Genomic DNA, 20705 nt, shown 5'->3' with positions numbered 1-20705 from the left:
TAAAATTTCAAACTTGAAAGATTTTACGCGGACGGCATGATATGTGAAAAAAATGAGGTTCCGCTATGACCACCATTGCCGTCATCGGCCTGGGCACGATGGGTCTGGGCATTGCCCAGACCTATGCAGCCGCAGGCTTTGCCGTTCTGGCGACCGATGCCATGTCCGAGGCACGCGCGACCGCACCCGGCCGTTTGCGCGCCGCCCTGACACCCCGGGTTCAGGCCGGCAAGCTGACAGAGCCCGAAATGGAGGCGATTTTATCCCGTCTCACCATCGTTGAGGGTCCCGAGGCAATGGGTACAGCCGATCTGGCCATCGAAGCGGTGGTCGAACGGATGGAGGTCAAGCGCACGCTTTTTGCCGCGCTGGAGGCGGTGGTTGCACCCGATGCGGTGCTGGCAACCAATACCTCCTCGCTGTCAGTCGAGGCCATGGCCGAACAGCTTGCCCGGCCCGAACGCTTGCTGGGGCTGCATTTCTTCAACCCCGCACCGGTGATGAAACTGGTCGAACTGGTTGCCCATCCCGGCACAGCCCCCACTGCGCTTGCCCGCGCCCGCGACCTGACCGAGGCCGCTGGCAAGACGGTGATCCAATGTCCCGACCGGCCCGGCTTTATCGTCAACCGCTGTGCCCGGCCATTCTATGGCGAGGCACTGGCGATGTTGGAAGAGGGCCGCAACCCGGCCGAAATCGACGCAGCAATGCAGGCGGCTGGCTATCGGCTGGGTCCCTTTGGGCTGATAGATCTGGTCGGTGCCGATATCAATCTGGCGGCCACCGAAAGCCTTGCAACGGCGATGCAGGGTCATCCGCGTTATCACGTTTTTGACGCGCTGCGGCGACAGGTCGCCGAGGGCAATCTGGGCCGCAAGACCGGCCGGGGCTTTATCCATCCCGGACAACCCGGTCCCGCCCCCTCGGACGCGGAAGCCATCGTTCTGCGCATCGAGGCCGCCCTGGTCAACGAAGCAGGCTGGTTGCTGGCCGAGGGTGGCACCACGCGCGAAGGCATCGACACCGCGCTGAAGCTGGGCCTGAACTTCCCGCGCGGACCGTTCGATATCCTGAATGCGCGCGGCCACGCCGAGGTGCTGGGACAGCTTGAGGCGCTTGCCTCGGCGGCACCGGCCTATCTGAATGGCCGCTATCTGCCCGCGCCGGTGCTAATGCAATAGGCCGGTTCAGGTAAGACGGGCAAACACCCCTGCCCCATCCACTGTTGCCCGGGCTGTCCGCGCATCGCCAAGGGGCAGCGGCCCGATCCGCGCCCCGGTGATGATCACGTCACCCCGGCCAAGCGGCAGCCCCTGCGCAGCCGCGTGACTGGAAAGCCAGGCCAGAAAATCCACCGCCTCGGCCAGGCTTGCTGCCACTTCGGGCGCGGTAACCTGCCGGTCGTCGAGCCAGAGCGTGATCCCCAGCGGATCGCGCATCCCGTCGCGCCAGCCGGGCAGCGGATCGCCAAGCACGATCCCGGCCGAGGCAAACCCGTCAGCCATCAGCTCAAGCGGGCTTGCCGTTCTGCGGTCGGCAAGGCGCGGGGCGATCAGCTCAAAGGCCAATCTGACCTCAGCAATCGCATCCATCGCCGTCAATGCAGACACGCCTGCGGGCAGATCAGCACCAAGGATCAGTGCCGTTTCGACCTCGATGCAGGCATCTGATGGCAAGCGTGGCAGTCTGACCCCTGCGGGCCAGACCATCCGCCCCGGCAAGGCGGCCGCATGACGGTCCCGTCCGGCAAGAAGCGCCATTTTCCACGCGCCCGCTTTGCCCAGCCCCTGAATGACATGGCGCTGAACCGCATAGGCCGCGTCTGGATCAGGGGGCGGCGGCACTAAACCCGGGAAGCGCGCCGCACCGCGATGAACCGCTAGCAGAGCTTGCGCAGCGGCCACGGCATCAAAGCCCGAGTTCATGCGCTGATCCTCAGCCCCAGATCGGGCATCGCATCGCGCGGGATCACCGCACCGGGATGTGTGACGACGACCGAGGCAAGCTGCGCCGCCAAAGCCACCGCCCGATCAGGGGGCAGACCCGCATCCCGCGCGACAAGCCAGCCGGCGTTGAAGCTGTCGCCCGCACCTGTGGTATCGACAGCCGCGACCATGGGCGGCAGCGGATAGGTCTGGATCGCGTCCTGGCCGGGCGGGCGATACATCACCTCACCGCCCCCGGTGGTCAGGGCGATTTCGGCCCCGCCAAGGCTGGTCAGCGCATTCATCGCAGCGGCAAGATCAGTAGCGCCAAAACAACCCGCCAGATCGTCAAGCGAGGGCAGGATCAGGCTTGCCAGCGAAGCTGCCCGCCCGATCACCGCCTGTGCCGTCGCAACATCGGGCCAAAGCGCGGGGCGATAATTGGTATCAAGGACAATGCGCCCCCCTGCCCCGCTGCGTTGCTCCAGTGCCCAGAAAAGCTGTTCGCGGCTTTCAGGTTCAAGGATCGCCAGAGTGATCCCGGACAGAAGAACGGTTCCGGCATTGGCGACAGCATCACGCGCGTCCCCGCCATTCAGAAACATGCGCCGCGCCGGGGCTTGTTCGCGCCAATAAAGAAAGCTGCGCTCACCCCTCGCATCGGTCGAGATGAAGCTAAGCCCGGGACGCCCGCCCGCCTCGGTCGAGCACAGATCGCGGATACCTTCGGTCGTCATGACGCTGCGCAGCCATATGCTCATCGCGTCATCGCCAAGGCGCGACAGGTAACCGACCGAACCCGGAGGCAAAAGCCGCGCGAGATAAATCGCGCTGTTCAGCGTGTCACCCCCGGCACGCCGGTCAAAGGTCGAAGGGGTATCGCGACGGGCTGTGAACTCGACCAGCGGTTCACCGATGCAAAGGTAGCGCATCTTATACCTCATAGGGGGTAAGCAGCGGCTGGCCTGCGAAATAAGCCGCGATATTGTCCAGAACCAACTGCGCCATGGCGCGTCGCGCCTCGGCAGTGGCCGAACCGATATGCGGGGTCAGCACACAATTTGGCGCGTCCCGTAGTGCCTGCGGCACATGCGGCTCATCATCAAAAACATCCAGACCGGCCCCGGCGATGGTCCCGGCATTCAACGCCGCAACAAGTGCGGCAGTCTCAACCACCGGGCCGCGTGCGACATTGACAACAATCCCCCCCTGCCCCAGCGCAGCCAGCACTTTGGCATCGACAAGGCCGCGCGTCTCGCTGCCCCCGGCTGCGGTCACAAAAAGCAGGTCGCAATCTTGCGCCAGCATCAGCGCATCGGGGCGAAAGGTGTCGGGACTGTCTGCCCTTTCGCTGCGAGCGGTATACAGAACCTCCATCCCCATGCCACGCAGCAGATCGGCGAGCCGCCGCCCGATGCGGCCATAGCCGAGGATGCCCGCGCGCCGCTCAAGCACGGAAAGACCCAGCGGAAGCTTGCCGCCCAAAGCCCATTTGCCTGCACGCACAAAGCGGTCGCCCTCGGCAATGCGGCGACCTGCGGCCAATGCCAGCGCAAGCGCGGTTTCAGCCACTGCAAGCGACAGAACATCCGGGGTGGTGGTAACTGCAATGCCGCGTCGCTGTGCCTCGGCCAGATCGACGACATCAACGCCGACCCCGTTCACAGCGATCAGCCGCAACGCCGGCAGCTGCGCCATCTGCTGCGCCGAAATACCGACATTGCCCGCAGTCAGGACCACCTCGGCATCCGCTGCCTCGGTAAGGTCGTGGATGACATGATAATCGGCATCAAGCCGCGCAGCCATTTCCGGGGGCTTTATCTCAGCCAGGGCGAGGACGCGGGGACGGGTCATGCGATCTGTCCCAGAAAATTCTGCAACCGCTCATTCTTTGGGTTGTTAAAAAACTCTTCCGGGGCGTTTTCCTCAACGATCACACCCTTGTCCATAAAGATGACCCGGTCCGCGACCGCACGGGCAAAGTCCATCTCATGGGTAACGCACAGCATGGTCATCCCTTCGCGGGCAAGGTCGATCATCGTGTCGAGGACCTCTTTGACCATCTCGGGGTCAAGGGCCGAGGTGGGTTCATCAAAGAGCATGATCCGCGGTTTCATGCACAATGCCCGTGCGATAGCGACGCGCTGTTGCTGACCGCCGGACAGCTGGGCGGGATATTTGTCGGCCTGTTCCGGGATGCGCACCCGCTCAAGATATTTTCGCGCCGTCGCCTCGGCCTCGGCACGCGGGATCTTGCGCGTCTTCATCGGTGCGAGGACGCAGTTTTCCAGCACGGTCATATGCGGAAACAGGTTGAAGGACTGAAAGACCATGCCGACATCCTGACGCACCCGGGCCACGTTTTCGCCCCCTGCCGTCAGCTCGACCCCGTCGACAACGATCGTGCCGGATTCAATCGGCTCAAGCTGATTGATGGTGCGGATAAGTGTCGATTTTCCCGAACCAGACGGCCCGCAGATGACGATACGTTCGCCCCGCGCAACGGTCAGATTGATGTCGACCAGCGCATGATAGGCACCGTAATATTTGTTCACAGAGCGCATGATGATGGCGGCTTCGGTCATAGCTGCTCTCTCCCCTTCGGATGGCGCGCGGCCCTGCCGAGGCCGCGCGGCGGGTGTCACTGGGCGTTCTTGACGAAATCGGGAAGCGGCTCACCCAGCCATTTTTCATGGATCTGGTCCAGCGTGCCGTCGGATTTCGCCTGCTCGACAAACGCGTTGATCTGTTCAAGCAGCGCATCCGATCCCGGCGCGACCGCAATGCCCTGAACCTGGCTCGACAGGTCAAACTTTTTATCGAAACGGTCCCCGGCAACGCCGGTAAGCTGCGAGAACACCACGTTGGACAGGCCGATCAGCTTGACCTGACCCGACATCAGGGCCTGTACGGCGCTGGCGTCATCGTCAAAGCGGCGGATGTCGGTGCCCTGCGGCGCCACCTCGGTCACACCGGTATCCTGGGTCGAGGCCCGGGCCACGGCGACCGACTGTCCGGCAAGCCCAGCTGCGTCCTTAACCTCCAGCCCGCTGTCGCCATAAATGGCGATGCTGATCCCTGCATAGGGCTTTGAGAAAGAGACCTTTTCGGCCCGTTCTGCCGTGATGCCAAGCGAGGCGACCAGCACATCGACCTGTCCCGAAAGCAGATAGGGAATGCGGTTCGGCCCGGTCACCGGCACGATCTGGGCCTGGACCCCCAGAAATTCGCCAAGCGCCTTGGCCACATCGGCGTCATAGCCATCGGGCTTGCCCGAGACATCCTGGACGCCAAAGGGCGGAAAATCGACAAGCATACCGATGCGAATGGCCCCTGCCCGCTTGATCGTCTCAAGATCGGCAGCACTGGCGGACAGGCCCATCCCCATGGCCAAGGCCCCGGCGGCAAGCACGGCAAAAGTGCGGCGGTTCAGTTTCATGGTCTCCTCCCTTTCATGATATCTTGCGGGACGTGTCATCGGGTGACAGCCAGCCGCATACGTGCCTCGATACGCCGGGCCAGAAGCGACAGCGGCCAGCACAGGATGAAATAAAGCGCGGCCACCGTGCCAAAGACCAGAAACGGCTTGAAGGTCGCGTTGTTGATGATCTGTCCGGCCCGGGTCAGCTCGGTAAAGCCAATGATCGAGGCAAGCGAGGTGCCCTTGATCAGCTGGACAAGGAAACCCACGGTTGGCGCAGTCGCAAGCCGCATCGCCTGCGGCAGCACGACATAGCGCATCCGGTCGATATAGGACAGGGAAAGCGCAGTCGCAGCCTCGGTCTGGCCCGAAGGGACAGCCTCGATCGCGCCGCGCCAGATTTCGCCCAAGTAGGCGCTGGCATGAAGGGTCAGCGCCACAGTTGCCGCCAAAAGCGGATCTATGGGCAGGCCGATCACCGCAAGGCCGAAATAGACCAGAAACAGCTGCATCAGCAGAGGCGTGCCCTGAAACACCTGAATAAAGGCCGCGGCCACCCGCCGTCGCATCCCTCCCTGTGCAGTTCGTGCCAATGCGACAACCATTCCGCCAACGGCCCCGCCCAGAAAGGCGATGACTGACAGGATCAGCGTCCAGCGCACAGCCGAAATGATGAAGAAGAGGTCGGCAGAGGAAAACGCGCGGATCATCTCAGCGGCTCGCAGGGTAAGAGAAAAAGATGCGCCGAATGCCCGCAAACAGGGTCGAAAATCCCAGAGCCAGCAGAAAGTACATGATCGTCAGGACCAGATATATTTCAAAATTGGCAAAGGTACGCGCGCTCAGATCGGCCCCGGCCGCGGCAAGATCATTTGCAGAAATCACCGAAACGACGCTTGAGGTCAGCATCAGGTAGATGAACTGGCTGGTCAGCGAGGGATAGATGTTCCGCAGCGCTGGAACCATGATGACATAACGAAATATCTGCACGGGGCTCAGGCCAAGCGCCCTGCCCGCCTCGACCTGACCGCGGGGGATGGACTCGATACCGGTGCGGATGATCTCGGTTCCATAGGCACCGACATTGACCACCAACGCGACCAAGGCCGCGACATTCGGTGACAGGCTGATCCCCGCCGCAGGAAGGCCGAAAAAGATAAAGAAGATCTGCACGAGGAACGGCGTATTCCGGATCACCTCGACATAGATGTCGGCCACCCACCGCAAAGGCCGGATGCCCGAGGTTTTCGCCACCGCACCAAGGACCGAAACGATCAGCCCGAGCATCATCGCCATCAGCGACAGTTTCACCGTCAGCCACGCGCCATGGATCAGCAGATCCAGATTGGCGAGTACTGGCTGGAAGTTGAACTGATACATCTGCCCTCCCTTGCGGATGCCTCGATTCCCTTAATTTAGATCGTTCTAAAACAAGATGAAGAAAAAAGTCAATTCACGTTTAGCGCGCTGCTGTCCCGGACAATCAGTCGTGGAGCTATGATGGAACGTTCAACCGGGGCATCAGCATCTGCAAGGCGGCGTGCCAGCAATCTTGCTGCAGCGGCCCCAATCCCTGCGGGGTTCATGGCGACACTGGTCAAAGGCGGATAGGTCAGCTTTGCCAATGGCAGATCGTCCAGACCGACTACCGCCAGATCACGGCCCGGCTCTACTCCGGCATCGCGCAGACCCAGCATCAACCCTGCGGCAAGAATATCATTAAAGCACAGAACGGCATCGGGGCGATTGTCGAGTGCAAGCACTGCGGCGGCGGAATTGGCGCTACCCTCCCAACTCAGATCAGTCTCGACAATGCCGCCATCTTCGGCACAGGTTTCGGCTATAGCACGGGCAAAACCGATAAGCCGCTCTTCTCGTGCGGAGGTTTTTGCAGCGACTGAGAGGAAGGTGATGCGGCGGCGTCCAAGGTGAACCAGATGCTGGACTGCTAATCTAACACCCTCGACATAATCCGCGCCGGCGTAATCGGTGCTGCCCTGTCCTACTTCACGCAGCGACTGCACCACCGGCAATCCCCAGCTGTGCAGTTGTGCCGGAAGGTCCGCACTGGTCCCCTCTGCCGGGCACAGGATTACGCCATCAACACCATGGCCGCGAAACCGCTGAAGTATCTCGCGCTGACGGTGCAAATCGTCCTGGCTATTGGCAAGCAGCACAACGCGATCTTCTTCGCCCATCACCTGTTCGACGCCAGCCAGAAATTCGGTGAAGAATGAGTTCACGAGGTTTGGTACAATGACGCCCACCGTACGGCTGCTGTTATTGCGAAGCCGCGCCGCACCAATATCGCGGACGTAATCAAGTTCGGCCATGACTTGCTCGACCCGTTCCCGGGTTTGCTCAGCGACCAGGGGTGATTTTCGAACCACCAGCGAGACGGTAGCCCGCGAAACCCCGGCAACTTGTGCAACTTGGCCAAGCGTGACTCGTTTGCGCTGCATTCTTTCCTCCCATTTATTGTTGCTATCTGCCTTCCCCTGAAGGGCTGATGTCAAGACTAGGGCGACCGAGCAACAGGTGGTGGATGTTCATACCGAAGCTTTGGTGCGTGTGGATCAGGCATGCCAGGAATAATCACACGGTTTCCCTGCCTGCCGCCAAGGTTCACAGTTGTGAACTCAGGCCGCCAGACACCGATCCAAAGCACGCACCATGGGCATTGAAGAGAAAGCTCCTGCCGCTGCCTTTGCAGAAAGGCTTCGCAAATATGCCCCTGGTGAGCGGATAGCGGCGAACCTCTCAAGCATTGCAGCAAGCGTAACCGAGGCCTCCTCTGCGCCCATTCTGCGCTTTGCCTCATCCCAGGCTGATGAGCATATCCCCATCATGGGTCTGACTTTCTCGGCAAGCTTTACGAAATCGGTCCAGTGCTGAATTGGTTCGGATGAATAGCCTCTTATCTCCTGGCACGCTGACAGTACCAACCCAAGTGGCATCCGTCTCTGTTCAGCTGATGTCACACAAGTATTTTCGCCTTTTTCAGATTCATAGGATTCAGAGTTTGAATTCTGATAGTGCTGCTCATTTTCGATGTCATTGCTGCTCATTTCCTCTGTTGGGGACACGATGGCAGGCGGATCTAGCTGGTCGTGCAGCATGTCCAGGGCCTGCTGAAGCTGCGTTTCGATTTGCTTTAGCTCATCACAGTCCAGCTTGCGGCGCAGAGCACGACCGGTCAGAGACAAGAGGTCGTGAAAGCGATCCGCGTGGGAAGGAAAGTTTTCGGCAGCTATGTAGTCAAGCAGTCCGCGCAAATCACGTCGCATCAGGCTGATGGTTTCGCGCAGTGCGGCAAGCTGTTGTTCTTCTGCGCGCACTTCATCGGCTGCGGCACTGATTTCGGCAAAGCGACGCACGAGCGGTGAGAGGTCAAAGCCAAAGGCATGCGGTCCCGTTGGTCCACGCCGCACATAGCGTTTGCCGTTAGGGCTGTCGCGGCGCAGAATTACGCCCGCATCGACCAGATTGCCGAGATGCCGCCGCATGGTCGAACAGGGCATGCCATTCAGCCGTTCGCAGATCGTAGCGTTTGAAGGATGAACGACCGGCTTTTCGGGGGCGGCAAGCTCATTCCCGGGGTGAAAGCTCAGCAAAGCCTGCAACACCGTAATGTCCCGGTCAGACAGTCCAAACCGGCTGCGAGCTATCGCAAGTTCGCGCAATACCTGCCATTTGTCCACCGGACGCGCGGGCAGGGGCTGCGCCTGCTGCCCAAGATGCTGCAATTGGACAGCATCCACCATTCGCCGAAACGACGTTATGGGAATATAACCCATTTTTCTATCACGAAGACAAAAAAATCCCGTACTGCGAATCACTTCGGACTTGCAGTTGACGCCAACGACGACTACCTTGGATTTGCTACGATCAAAGGGGTCTCGTAAGGTGTATGCTTTGCGGGACCTTTTCTTTTGCCTGCTCGTGCCTCCTTGCCTGTTTTCTTTTTACTACTGCTCTCTCCTCAGCCCTTATTTTTCCAGCGGGCGTGAAGCTCTTCTAATGCGGTATTGGCCTGTTCCTGCAGCCAGTCCGCAAAATCCTGATCCTGGGTCCTGATCTCTAACCGAAGCCCATCCCTGGTGCGGGTGACGCGGCCCGCGGCCTTGCCGGCAAGCGTCAGCGACCGTGACGTGGGACGAGTCGTCGAAGAGGGCAGGGTGGCAGCCTTTCTTAAACGACGGGTAACCGCCTCGAACGCTGCAACCGACGGATCGGCAACATCGGGGCCAGATTCGCGATGCGTCCGCTCAGCAATGGCGATCAGTTCGGCGGTATCAAGCCCCGTGGCCTGCATATCCTTGACCAGGGCTTCCCAACGTGGACGGCCGATACCATGGGCCGGACCAATCGCGCGGGCAAGGTCCTGACCGACAGCGCGCGCCACTGAAAGGGCCATCGAAATCGCCGATTTGGTCACGTTCAAGACCTCAGCGACCTCGGCTTGCGAGCCGAATCCGTTCTCGGTCAGCTCTTGGGCGAACAGCGCTCGTTCTATGAAACTCAGATCACGTCTTGCTGTGTTTTCAGATGCTTGCGCCCTCAGCGCTGCCTTGTCATCCATCGCGGCGATCATGGCGCGGACCTTGCTGACCCGCTCTGATGCGCGCACTGCCTCCAGCCGCCTGCGGCCATAGACCAGCAGATAGCGATCAGGATCAGACGGGTCACGACGCACCAGAATTGGCACGGTTTGTCCCACTGCCTCGATCGAGGCGCGCAGATCGTCGATGTCTTTTGGGTCCAGACGGTCGGCTGCCCGATCATCGGTGATCTGCTTGGGATCCAGCTCCCAGATCCGGTGGCTGTCCACGGCATCACGGGCCGAACGCAGGGCCCTATTGGTGGTCATCATCGAGCTGACGCCGCCTCCGGCACTGGCCTGTGCCAGATTGTCCAACAACGACATGCGCCTTTTCTTGCTGTCGGTCATGAACGCCCCCAGGTCTTCTGGATAAGCTGGGCGATCTCGTCATTGACTGCGTTCAGGCTTTCAATCGCGCGGTCATAGGTCGACCGGGTGAAGGCCGTGCGGTCCACCTCATAAAGCGTCTGCTTGGTCAGCCCGGCATCCGAAATCGCCGTCGATTTCAGCATCGGTGCATTCAGCACCTTGTCGCCATACATGGTGCGCAAAAAGGCGACGATGCGGTTTTGCGGTGCGTCCGTCGGCTCATAGCGGGTCAGCAGATAGCGCATCCAGTCATGCGACATATCGGCGCCGCTTTCCGCGATCACGTCCATCAGATCGGCTGTCATGCGCAGGAACTGGCTCATCGACATGACGTCCAGCATTTCGGGGTGGATGGTGACAAGCACTCCGGTCGATGCCGATAGTGCCGACATGGTCAGGAACCCCAGTTGCGGCGGGCAGTCTATCACCACCACATCGTAATCATCGTCGACCTGAGCCAGCGCCTCCCGGACACGGAAAAAGAACAGGCCGGCGTTGCCTTGCGACAGGGCGCGAGGGGTCTCGTGCTCAAACTCCATCAGCTCAAGGTTACCCGGAATCAGGTCCAGATTCGGGATATAGGTCTTGCGGATCACCGAACGGATCGGGGCAGGGTCGTCATAGCGGATAGCGTCGTAAAGCGTGCCGCCGTCCAGCAGGTCGAACTCGGGCTGAACGCCATGCAGCGCCGTCATCGACGCCTGCGGGTCAAGGTCGATTGCAAGCACCCGGTAACCCTTGAGCGCCAGCCGCTGCGCGAGATGCGCCGAGGTGGTGGTCTTGCCCGAGCCCCCCTTGAAGTTCATCACCCCGATGATCTGAAGGTGGTCCCCCGGTCGCCGCCCGGGCAGATAGTCACCCGGCTTTCTTGCGGTCTTTTCAAGTAGTTGCCGCAGGTCCTGGATATCCTGCGCGGAATAAAGCCGCCGGTTTCCAGCCGTCAGTTCGGGCGAAGGGCCTTTGCCGTCCAGATGCAGTTTGCGCAAATAGCTGTCATTGATCCCGAGCAGCGCCGCTGCCTCGCCCGAGGTGAATTTCCGCATCGACTTGTGGGCATCCGGCGGGAACAGACTTTCCCGCTGGGCATGCAACTGCGCCGCCAGCCATTCCGAATGTTGACGGATCACGGAATTCAGGTCTTCCTGACCGCTGTCCTTGCTCATCTGCCTGCTCCGGTTGCGGCGTGTTCACGGTTTTTGTCGTTTGGCCGCGCTTTTTCGTGACTATTCCTTGATTCACCCATTGTTGCAAGCATTTTTGCCCAGACAGCCGGGCAGGGGGTGGGAGAGCATCTCATCCGCCGCGCGATCAGCCCGATCAGACGGGCAGGGCAGGGCCTGTCCGGGGCGGATTCAGGCCTGGGTTCATGTGAAATGCAAACAGGCTGAAAACTGCGGATATGAGCATATAAGATATTGTAAATATGCTGAATTTAAAACGCAGCCGATTGAGTAAGAAAGCCACAGAAAGGGGCGCGCAGCGTTGCAGACAGAATAACATCCCTCATCAGAAAGCGCCAGCAAGGAACTGAAGTTGTGAGTTCTGGTGCCCGGACTTTCAGTCGGGCCCTTTGTCGCAAAGCCGACGCCACCCCCCATTGATCTTAACTAATCCGATTCGTGAATCAGTCGCCACAAAAGCAAAGGACCGGGGAGGTACGCCTCCTCGGTCCTCTGCAATCCGCCTGCGGACATCTTCAGTGATGGCCAACGGCAATCAGCGGTACCTCATTGCCTTCGGCGTCGTAAAGTTTGCCGTTGACATAATAATCCCCGTCCTGCAGCTGCGCGATATCGGCATAGCGGATCGTCCGTTCAGAAGCCGCGCCAAAGACCGAGGGCTGATCGGGGTTGCCCGAGGTGAAGTGGTTGAAGAGCAGGTTCAGCGTGATCGCCATAAGCGCCGAAGAGCTGATCCCTGAATGGAAGATCGTCTCGACCCAGGCCGGGAACTGATCATAAAAACCAGGCAGCACGATCGGGATGGTGCCAAAGCCGATTGATGTCGCGACGATGATCAGGTTCATGTTGTTGGCGTAATCCACCCGCGACAGGGTGCGGATACCGCTGGCGGTGACGGTGCCGAAAAGAACGATCCCCGCGCCGCCCAGAACCGGGCTGGGGATGGCCGCGACGACCCGGCCCATGATCGGGAAAAGTCCCAGCGCGACAAGGATCAGCCCGCCGGTGGCGACGACATAGCGGCTCTTGACCCCGGTGACGGCGACAAGGCCGACGTTCTGGGCGAATGCGCTTTGCGTGAAAGAGCCAAAGACCGGCGCGAGCATGCTCGACAGCATATCTGCACGCAGCCCGTCCCCCAGACGCCGCGAATCGACCTTGGTGCCGACGATCTCGCCCACGGCAAAAATATCGGCCGAGGTCTCGACCAGTGTCACGAGGATGACGATGAACATCGAAATGATCGCTGCCACGCCAAAGGTCGGATAGCCAAAGTGAAAGATCTGGGGCAGGGCAAAGACCGGTCCTTCGGACACGCGCGAGAAATCGGTCATGCCAAAAGCATAGGCGATCAGCGTACCGATCACCAATGCCAGCAGGATGGACAGCCGCGAAATCGCCGCGTTGCCGACCTTGCTTAGCAATAGCACGATCACCATGGTCACGGCGGCAAGCAGGATATTGGCCTGACTGCCGAAATCGGCTGCGGCGCGATTGCCGCCCATGGCCCATGACCCCGCGACCGGCATCAGCGTCAGACCGATGGTGGTGATGACGATGCCCGCGACCAATGGCGGAAAAAACCGCGTGATGCGGGAAAAGACAGGTGTGATCAGCAGCCCCAACAGGGATGAGGCGATGACCGCGCCAAAGATCGCCTGTATCCCGCCATTGCCCGAAATCGCGATCATTGTGGCGACACCTGCAAAGGACACGCCCTGCACCAGCGGCAACTGGCAGCCAAAGAACGGCAGGCCGATGGTTTGCAGGATGGTCGCGGCTCCGCCGGCAAAAAGCGAGGCCGTGATCAGCAGGCCGATGTCGCTTGCCGATAGCCCCGCTGCTTGCCCGACGATCAGGGGAACGGCGACGATGCCGCCGTACATGGTCAGGATGTGCTGGATGCCATAGGCCAGATTCGCAAAAAGGCTCAGCCTTTCATCCTCTGGCCGTAATGCAATTTTGGTCCTGGCAGTCGCTGGGTGTTCCAAGGCGTTCTCCCCCTCTTTCCGCAAATTTGCTCTCTCCCCTTGAGGTTTGGGGAACTTATAGGGATCCGGCGGGGACGACCTTAAAGGAAACCTTTATGCTGAGTTAAGATTTATTAAAAACTGAACTGTTCACCTCGCGGCGCCCGGCCCCGCTCCCGGTTGGCAAGCCGTGCGCGCAGTGCCAGGCTGCCTGTTGATGGAGGAAATCATGGAGCGATTCACCGGCGGTTGCCTGTGCGGAGATGTCCGCATCGAGGCAAGGGGCCAGCCTTACCGCGTCGGCCTATGCCACTGTCTTGACTGTCGCAAGCATCATGGTGCGGTTTTCGCCGCCTATGCGATCTTTCCGGATGCGGCGGTGACGGTCAGGGGGAAAACCCGCGACTTTGCCGGGCGGTTCTTTTGCCCGCGCTGCGGCTCTTCGGTCTTTGCGCGCACCGGCGATGAGGTCGAAATCAGTCTTGGTGCTCTCGACAGTCCCGGCCAGCTTGGCCCCAGCTATGAGCTATGGACCATCCGGCGCGAATCCTGGCTGCCGCCGTTCCCAAAGCTAAAGGGTTATCCCCGTGACCGCGATCCGATCAGTCATGACGAAGGCGGGGCGTCGTGAACGATCCATGTGATTGACGATCCGGTCCGATATCCGTGTTGCGGCGGCTCTTGCCTTTGCCGGCACGGGCCGCAATATTGCGCCTGTTCTCGGGGCGGGGTGAAACTCCCCACCGGCGGTGATAGCCCGCGAGCGCCTGCATTCCGCAGGGTCAGCAGATCCGGCGAAATTCCGGGGCCGACGGTATAGTCCGGATGAAAGAGAATGGACGGACCGACGCTTTGCGTGTCGGCACCGGCCGCGATCGCCTTGGGACCGTTCTGGATACAGGAGGTTCCTAAATGACCCAAAAACTGAAAATTGCCTTTATCAAGGCGCGTTGGCACGCTGATATCGTCGATCAGGCGCTGATCGGCTTTCGGCAGGATATGCAGCAATCGGGCCGGGAGACCGAGATTGTGACCTATGACGTGCCTGGCGCGTTCGAAATGCCGCTGCTGGCTAAAAAGCTTGGCCAGTCGGGCGATTTTGATGCCATCGTCGCTGCCGCGCTGGTGGTTGATGGCGGCATCTATCGCCATGATTTTGTCGCGCAAGCGGTGGTTTCGGGGCTGATGCAGGCGCAGATGGAAACGGGGATACCGACATTCTCGGTCAGCCTGACCCCGCATAACTTTCAGCCAAGCGCCGAGCATCACGGCTTTTTCCATGCTCATTTCGTGAAAAAGGGCGCCGAGGCGGCTCAGGCCGTCCGCCAGATCGCTGATCTGAAAATCTGATCCTGAAAACCTGATCCCCGCCGCTCGGGTTGCCCGGCGGCGGGGATCAGGTCCCCTGCCGCGCCCGCGGGGCCAGCCGGTCGCGGACCAGCGCCAGCGCCTGGGCGTTCAGCGCGCTGGCCCGTGCCTCACTCTCTGCCTCGGTATAGACACGCAGTTCGGGTGCATTGCCCGAGGGCCGCAGGTGGATGATCGCGCCGCCCTCGAAATGCATACGCAGCCCGTCGGTCTGGTCGATACGGGACAGGGCCCCACCAGCAAGGCCCGCGAATTCTGCGTCGATCCGGGCGCGCTGTTCGGTCTCGGATCCCAAGGTCAGCCAGGCAAGGATCGCCTGAGAGTCGCTGGTCGGAAAGTCCTTCAGCCGGTCGCTGAAGGTCACACGTGGGGGCAGATCGGCGCAAAGCTCGGCCAGACTGCGCTGCTTTGCAGCAGCCAGGACGCTGACGACGGGCAGGACTGCATCGCGCGTCGGCAGGGCCGGGATTTCTTGTCCGTCACGGGCGATATCACTACCAAGCAGAAAGCCGCCGTTCGCCTCATAACCGCAGACGATGCCTGCGCCGTCCTGTCCGGCCTCATCCATCGCGGCGATGACATAGGGCGATCCGATGCGGGTGCGGATGGTGCGGGCGAAAGCGCCGCTCAGCTCCAGCGCAGTATTGCTGCTGACCGGGGTGACCACGCAATCCGCGCCAAGCGCCCGGGCGCAAAGCAGCCCAAGGATATCGCCGCGCAACCATTCCCCACGATGATCGGCAAGCAAAGGCCGGTCGGAATCGCCATCCGTCGAGATGATGGCGTCAAGTTGATGCTCGGAGGCCCATTCGCGGGCAAGTGCGATATCCTCGGGACGCAGCGCCTCGGTGTCAACGGGGATGAAACTGTCCGATCGGCCCAAAGGCACGACCTCGGCCCCAAGAGCGGCAAGGATCCGGGCGATAATATCGCGCCCCACGGCCGAGTGCTGGTATAGCCCAAGCCTCAGCCCCGCCAGTGCCTCGGGTCCAAAGAAGTCGACATAGCGGCGGACATAGCCCTGTGTGATATCGACAGGCTCGCCCAGGGGGGGCGGGTTGATCAGCGCGCCGTCCGCATCAAAGCGCGCGCGGTCCAGCGTCAGCACCTGACGGGTCATTCCGGCCTCGTCAGGTTTCAGAATCTCGCCTTTCGCGCGGTGGAACTTGATGCCATTGCGGTCGTCGGGGATATGGCTGCCCGTGACCATCAGCGAGGGGATGGCGCGGGCAAAGGCGTAATCGGCCAGCGCGGGGGTCGGGACATGACCACAAAAGACCGGCTCGCCGCCTTCGTCGCGGATGGCCGCGGCACAGGCGCGCAGGATGTGCGGGGTCGAGGGGCGCAGATCGCCCGCCAATGCGACCTTGGTGCCGGGCCGGAACTCGCCGACATCACGCAGGTGACGCAAAAAGCCCTGCGTATAGCCATAGGCGACGCGGTCGGTCAGGGCGCTGACCAGTCCGCGCGCTCCGCTTGTGCCGAAACCCACGCCGCTTTCCGCCATCAGGTCGCTGGTGGTAAAGGGTTTTTCAGTCATGGTCGAACCTCGATGCAGGACGGTCAGTCCAGCGATTCGACAAGCGCGCCGGGCCGGACAGTGGCGAAACCGACGGCGCTGTCGGCAATGTCATAGGGCATGAACAGATGCCCGGGCATGGACCAGTGCGCCGCAGGTATAAACGATATTGGGCACATGACTTCGCGCCCGGCATCCGAAGGCGAAAGCAGCGGCACCCGTGACCGACCCAATACGCGGGTGGGATCGGCCTTGTCCAGCAGCATCGCCCCGATGCAATATTTACGCATGGCCCCGACGCCATGGGTCAGGATCAGCCAACCCTCGTCCAGTTCGACCGGAGGCCCTGCAATTGCCGATCTGCACCAGTTCCCATGGGTGCAGGGGGGCTGCGATCCTTTCGCCTTCGTGCCTGTGAAACAGGTCGTCCGAGCGGATCGGGAACAGGTTTTCATTGTCCTGCCGCGCAATCATGGCGAACTGCCCGTCCAGCCGGCGGGGAACTGCGCCGTCCCCTTGTTGCCGCTGGCCGGACCGGTCAGAGGCCGCAGCCGGAACCGGCGGAAATCATGGGTGATAAGCAGCTCTGAAGCGATGGCTGTGCCGCTATAGGCGTAAGGCGCCGGGGCGGGGTATCGGCGACATCCACCATCCGTGCTTTCGCCCCGCGCCCCGCTGTGGGTGCACCTGAATGGAAAGCGGCTCATTGGTTTGCAGCCATTTGACGACCAGCCCCGTCTTGGCTGCGTCAAAGATCATCTCGCCCAGCGGCTGGGCGTCCGAAGGGGCCGGAATACCGTCATCGCGGCCCCAGGGCTTTGCCCAATATTGCGGCGTCAGCCGCTTTGCACGATGGGAAAGGGTTGAGGATGGAGGGTGAAATTCGGTCCTTGTCTTGTGCGTCTCGATCAGCATCGGCCCGGTCTCCCAAACAGATGATGGTGGATGACGAACATGAAGAGATTGGAATCGCAGGATAATCCTGCCATCCGGGCCTAAGATGGTGGCCGGTCAGCCTTTTTCAGGAGGGGGAGGGGGCGCCCCTGGCGTACGGCGTGCCAATATCTCATCAAACCGCGCGCGTGACTTTGGCGGCAGATCGTCGGGCAGGGCGGGGGCAGGGGCCTCGCCCACCTCGATCAGCATCACCATGCCCATGGCGAAATGCGGGCTGCACTTGATGCCATAGCTGCCGGGGACGGTCAGGGTGACGCTGAAATCCTCATTGATCCGGGATTTGAAAGGCTTGGCCCCTTCGGGGATCATCCCGTCGATGGACGCGGCATTATGGCCAGGCTGGGTCGGGACAAAGCGTACCGTGTCGCCCGGCGCAATCCGCAGAAACGATGGCTCATAGACCATCACGCCCCGGTCCGAACGGTTGAACATCCGCACCTCATGGGTTTCGGCAAGGACGGGTGTGCCCAGCAGCATGAAGGCAAGAAGGGCGGATTTCATCAGTCACTCCTCAAGACAGCGGAAACGGAAAAGGACGGTGTCGTCGACAGGATCGGTCAAAGCTGTCGCGCCAACGCGAAAGGTTTTGGCCAGCTGTTCAGGGGTCAGGACTTTGGCGGGCGGACCGCAGGCGATCAGCCGGCCCTGGGCCATGACGCCGATACGGTCACAGCCCAATGCCTGATTAAGGTCATGCAGCGCCAGAACCACGGTTACTGGCAGGCGGTGGACCAGCCGCAGCAGTGCAAGCTGGTGATGGATGTCCAGATGGTTTGTCGGTTCGTCCAGCAGCAGCAGGCGTGGGCGCTGGGCCAGAGCGCGGGCGATATGGACACGCTGGCGCTCTCCGCCTGAAAGGGTTTGCCATTGCGCCCCGGCCATATGCTCCATTCCAACCGCACATAGCGCATGCTCAACGATGGCCGCATCGCCCGCGCCAAAGGGGGACAGTGCTGCCAGCCATGGTGTTCGACCCAGCCCGACCGCGTCGCGGACGGTAAGTGCCTCGGTCGTTTCGGCCTGTTGCTCGACAAAGGCGATCCGGCGCGCGACCTCGCGCCGGGACAGGCTGGCAAGCGGGGTCTCACCCAGCCACACCCTTCCGGCTGAGGGGGGCAACAGCCCGGCAATCAGCCGCAGCAGCGTGGATTTGCCCGAGCCGTTCGGCCCGATCAGGCCAAAGGTCTCGCCCGGCGCGATTTCCAGCGTCACACCCTCGACAATGGGACGGACACCGGCCCTCCAGCCCAGATTGGCGGTCCTCAGTCTCATGTCCGGCCCCGGTTGCGGATCAGGATCAGGGCAAAGCCCGGTGCTCCGACCAGCGCAGTTACCACGCCGATGGCTACCACCTGACCGGGGATCAGTATGCGCGACACAATGTCGGCCGCGATCAGAAAGACCGCGCCTGCAAGCGCCGACCATGGCACCAGCCGGCCATGCCGGGGGCCGACGGCAAAGCGCATGGCATGGGGCACGACCAGCCCGACGAAACCGATCGAGCCGACAAGGCTGACCATGGTCGCGGTCATCAGCGTGGTCGTGCCGATCAGCACCCCCTGCACCCGGCGCAGGGAAATGCCCAGTGCCGCTGCCGATTGCGCACCAAAGGAAAAGGCATCCAGCGCCCTTACATGCCAAAGGCAGGCCAGAAAGCCGATCAGGGCTGCCGGAGCCGCCAGCGACACATCCGGCCAGCGCACGCCCGACAGATTGCCGAGCAGCCAGAACATGATGCCCCTTGCCTGTTCGGCATTGGCCGACCTGGCGATGAAAAAGCTGGTCAGCGCGTTGAACAGCTGCGAACCCGCGATCCCCGCCAATACCAGCTGGGCGGGGCCGCCTCCGGCAGCTCGGGCCAGCGCCGCGACCAGGCCAAAGGCCAACAGCGCCCCGGCAAAGGCGCCCGATGACAGGCCCAGCGCGCCGCCGCCAAGGCCAAGGATCGTCACCGCGACCGCGCCGGTCGACGCCCCTGCTGATACCCCCAGCAGATAGGGGTCAGCCAGCGCGTTGCGGATCAACGCCTGCAAAACCACCCCGGACAGCGCCAGTCCCGCGCCGCAGGCAGCCGCGACCAAAGTGCGCGGCATGCGATAATTCCAGATGATCGCCGCATTGATCGAATCCACCGGATATCCGGCACCAAACAGCTTGTTGGCCAGCACCGCCAGCACGGTATCAGGCGGCAGGGGCATTTCGCCGATGATAACCCCGGCAAGGATCGCCACCGTCAAAAGGCTGCCTGCCAAGATCCATCGCCACGCGGGCGCGCGCGGGCGATAGCTGCGGACCGTCGCGACCGTCATTCGAGGTTAAAGGCCGGCAGTGCCCCGGCCAGTGTTTCAAGCGCCGAGACATTGCGGATCGAGGGGTCCATCGAATGGGCGTCAAGCACCACGATCCGGTCATTGCGAACCGCCTCCATCTGGCTGGTTACCGGGTCGGACTTCAGGAACTCGAGCTTCCGTTCGTAATCGTCAGCCTCGAACCGGCGACGGTCCATCCGGGCGATGACGATGACCGAAGGATTGGCGCGGGCGATGGTCTCCCAGCTGACGGTCGGCCATTCCTCATCGCTTTCGATGACGTTCTTCAGCCCCAGTTTTTCCATCATATAGGCGGGTGGTCCCTTGCGGCCCGCGACATAGGGATCAACGTCCATCTCGGCCGACGAGAACCAGAACACGGCCGAGGCATCTTTCAGGTTCAGCGACCGGGCGTTTTCAACTGCCGCCGCCTCGCGCGCCTTCAGATCGGCGACCAGTGCCTCACCCCGTTCCGGCACGTCAAAAATCTGTGCCAGTTCAAGAACGCCGGCATGAACGGATTCCATCTGGAACATGGCATTGCGGGTCCCGTCCGAGCCGCTGCTGTTGTCTTTGTTCCAGCAGTCCGCGGGCAGCACATAGGTCGGGATGCCGACATCGGCAAATTGCTCACGCGTGGCGACGATTCCTTGGGGACCGATGTGCCATTCGTATTGCACAGTGACCAGGCCGGGCTTTTTCGCCACCACCGATTCAAAGCTCGGATCGTTGTCGGCCAGCCGCTCGATCGAGGCATTCACCTCGCGGTATTCGGGCAGGACCTCGCTGAACCAGACGGCAGTGCCCTGGACCTTGTCGGCCAGCCCCAGCGAATAAAGGATCTCGGTCGCGGCCTGTCCGACACTGACCACGCTGTCAGGTGCATGGCTGATGGTCAGATCGACGCCGCAGTTTTGCAGCCTCAGCGGATATTGGGTCTGTGCGCCTGCGGGCAGGGTGGCAAGGATCATGGTGGCCGCGCCAAGCAGCGCGGCAGTCAGTGTGCGGGCAAACATGAATTGTCTCCGGTTGTGAGGGCAGCCAGGGACGGGAGGAGAGGAGCGGCCCAAAAACTGACAAGCG

Annotated in this window: 22 protein-coding genes and 1 riboswitch; of the genes, 3 read left to right on the top strand and 19 right to left on the bottom strand. The window is 61.5% G+C overall.

Annotated elements, in window-relative coordinates; all coding sequences use genetic code 11:
* The first annotated feature begins 65 nt into the window (after positions 1-65).
* Positions 66-1181 carry a 3-hydroxyacyl-CoA dehydrogenase gene (locus F8A10_RS20300; RefSeq protein ID WP_152368335.1) on the top strand — a complete coding sequence of 372 codons (1116 nt, stop codon included), beginning with the start codon at positions 66-68 and terminating at the stop codon, positions 1179-1181.
* 6 nt (positions 1182-1187) lie between these two features.
* Here the strand turns inward: F8A10_RS20300 and F8A10_RS20295 are convergent, their stop codons facing one another.
* The 12 genes from F8A10_RS20295 to F8A10_RS20240 form a co-directional block, all read right to left on the bottom strand.
* Positions 1188-1925 carry a fumarylacetoacetate hydrolase family protein gene (locus tag F8A10_RS20295; protein ID WP_010396975.1) on the bottom strand — a complete coding sequence of 246 codons (738 nt, stop codon included), beginning with the start codon at positions 1923-1925 and terminating at the stop codon, positions 1188-1190.
* Positions 1922-2857, bottom strand: a complete 936-nt coding sequence (locus F8A10_RS20290; RefSeq protein ID WP_152368334.1) for a sugar kinase — start codon at positions 2855-2857, stop codon at positions 1922-1924. The genes F8A10_RS20295 and F8A10_RS20290 overlap by 4 nt, the downstream gene beginning before the upstream one ends.
* Position 2858: 1 nt before the next feature.
* Positions 2859-3779, bottom strand: coding sequence for an NAD(P)-dependent oxidoreductase (locus F8A10_RS20285; RefSeq protein ID WP_152368333.1), 921 nt, complete (start codon positions 3777-3779; stop codon positions 2859-2861).
* Positions 3776-4510 (bottom strand): amino acid ABC transporter ATP-binding protein, encoded by a 735-nt coding sequence (locus F8A10_RS20280; protein WP_010396966.1) that lies wholly within the window; start codon positions 4508-4510, stop codon positions 3776-3778. The genes F8A10_RS20285 and F8A10_RS20280 overlap by 4 nt, the downstream gene beginning before the upstream one ends.
* 56 nt (positions 4511-4566) lie before the next feature.
* Entirely contained in the window at positions 4567-5364 is a 798-nt protein-coding gene (locus F8A10_RS20275) for a transporter substrate-binding domain-containing protein (RefSeq protein WP_085501595.1), read from the bottom strand.
* 35 nt (positions 5365-5399) lie between these two features.
* Positions 5400-6056: an amino acid ABC transporter permease gene (locus F8A10_RS20270; RefSeq protein ID WP_085501596.1), complete on the bottom strand. Its 657-nt coding sequence runs from the start codon at positions 6054-6056 to the stop codon at positions 5400-5402.
* A gap of 1 nt (position 6057) precedes the next feature.
* On the bottom strand, positions 6058-6726 hold the full coding sequence (locus F8A10_RS20265) for an amino acid ABC transporter permease (protein ID WP_152368332.1): 669 nt from the start codon (positions 6724-6726) through the stop codon (positions 6058-6060).
* Between the two features lie 68 nt (positions 6727-6794).
* A complete protein-coding gene (locus F8A10_RS20260) occupies positions 6795-7808 on the bottom strand; it encodes a LacI family DNA-binding transcriptional regulator (protein WP_085501598.1) in 1014 nt (337 codons plus the stop codon).
* Positions 7809-7985: 177 nt separating this feature from the next.
* Entirely contained in the window at positions 7986-9143 is a 1158-nt protein-coding gene (repC, locus tag F8A10_RS20255; protein WP_152368331.1) for a plasmid replication protein RepC, read from the bottom strand.
* 185 nt (positions 9144-9328) lie between these two features.
* A complete protein-coding gene (repB, locus tag F8A10_RS20250) occupies positions 9329-10297 on the bottom strand; it encodes a plasmid partitioning protein RepB (protein WP_152368330.1) in 969 nt (322 codons plus the stop codon).
* Positions 10294-11481 (bottom strand): plasmid partitioning protein RepA, encoded by a 1188-nt coding sequence (gene repA, locus F8A10_RS20245; protein ID WP_010396950.1) that lies wholly within the window; start codon positions 11479-11481, stop codon positions 10294-10296. Before repA ends, repB begins: the two co-directional genes overlap by 4 nt.
* A 533-nt stretch (positions 11482-12014) precedes the next feature.
* Positions 12015-13490: a nucleobase:cation symporter-2 family protein gene (locus tag F8A10_RS20240; RefSeq protein ID WP_010396947.1), complete on the bottom strand. Its 1476-nt coding sequence runs from the start codon at positions 13488-13490 to the stop codon at positions 12015-12017.
* 208 nt (positions 13491-13698) lie between these two features.
* Between F8A10_RS20240 and F8A10_RS20235 the strand changes: the two genes are divergently transcribed.
* Both F8A10_RS20235 and F8A10_RS20230 read left to right on the top strand, forming a co-directional pair.
* Positions 13699-14100: a GFA family protein gene (locus tag F8A10_RS20235; RefSeq protein ID WP_152368329.1), complete on the top strand. Its 402-nt coding sequence runs from the start codon at positions 13699-13701 to the stop codon at positions 14098-14100.
* Positions 14101-14181: 81 nt separating this feature from the next.
* A riboswitch (FMN riboswitch) is annotated at positions 14182-14310 on the top strand.
* 71 nt (positions 14311-14381) lie between these two features.
* Positions 14382-14819, top strand: coding sequence for a 6,7-dimethyl-8-ribityllumazine synthase (locus tag F8A10_RS20230; RefSeq protein ID WP_085501601.1), 438 nt, complete (start codon positions 14382-14384; stop codon positions 14817-14819).
* A 46-nt stretch (positions 14820-14865) separates the two neighbouring features.
* Here the strand turns inward: F8A10_RS20230 and F8A10_RS20225 are convergent, their stop codons facing one another.
* The 7 genes from F8A10_RS20225 to F8A10_RS20195 all read right to left on the bottom strand — a co-directional run bounded on the left by F8A10_RS20225 (position 14866) and on the right by F8A10_RS20195 (position 20638).
* Positions 14866-16377, bottom strand: a complete 1512-nt coding sequence (locus F8A10_RS20225; protein WP_010396941.1) for a phosphomannomutase — start codon at positions 16375-16377, stop codon at positions 14866-14868.
* Between the two features lie 23 nt (positions 16378-16400).
* Positions 16401-16646: a glycoside hydrolase family protein gene (locus tag F8A10_RS21795; protein ID WP_010396939.1), complete on the bottom strand. Its 246-nt coding sequence runs from the start codon at positions 16644-16646 to the stop codon at positions 16401-16403.
* A gap of 316 nt (positions 16647-16962) precedes the next feature.
* Positions 16963-17271, bottom strand: a complete 309-nt coding sequence (locus F8A10_RS20215; protein WP_193668351.1) for a cupin domain-containing protein — start codon at positions 17269-17271, stop codon at positions 16963-16965.
* A gap of 96 nt (positions 17272-17367) precedes the next feature.
* On the bottom strand, positions 17368-17814 hold the full coding sequence (locus F8A10_RS20210) for a pseudoazurin (protein WP_152368327.1): 447 nt from the start codon (positions 17812-17814) through the stop codon (positions 17368-17370).
* A gap of 3 nt (positions 17815-17817) precedes the next feature.
* Positions 17818-18585 carry an ABC transporter ATP-binding protein gene (locus tag F8A10_RS20205; RefSeq protein WP_152368326.1) on the bottom strand — a complete coding sequence of 256 codons (768 nt, stop codon included), beginning with the start codon at positions 18583-18585 and terminating at the stop codon, positions 17818-17820.
* Positions 18582-19622 carry a FecCD family ABC transporter permease gene (locus F8A10_RS20200; RefSeq protein WP_152368325.1) on the bottom strand — a complete coding sequence of 347 codons (1041 nt, stop codon included), beginning with the start codon at positions 19620-19622 and terminating at the stop codon, positions 18582-18584. The genes F8A10_RS20205 and F8A10_RS20200 overlap by 4 nt, the downstream gene beginning before the upstream one ends.
* A complete protein-coding gene (locus tag F8A10_RS20195) occupies positions 19619-20638 on the bottom strand; it encodes an ABC transporter substrate-binding protein (RefSeq protein WP_152368324.1) in 1020 nt (339 codons plus the stop codon). Before F8A10_RS20195 ends, F8A10_RS20200 begins: the two co-directional genes overlap by 4 nt.
* Between the last annotated feature and the right edge of the window lie 67 nt (positions 20639-20705).

Source organism: Paracoccus kondratievae, assembly GCF_009301415.1.
Lineage (GTDB): Bacteria > Pseudomonadota > Alphaproteobacteria > Rhodobacterales > Rhodobacteraceae > Paracoccus > Paracoccus kondratievae.
Note: the sequence above shows the minus strand (reverse complement) of the source record. Positions and strands in the feature narration are given on the sequence as shown.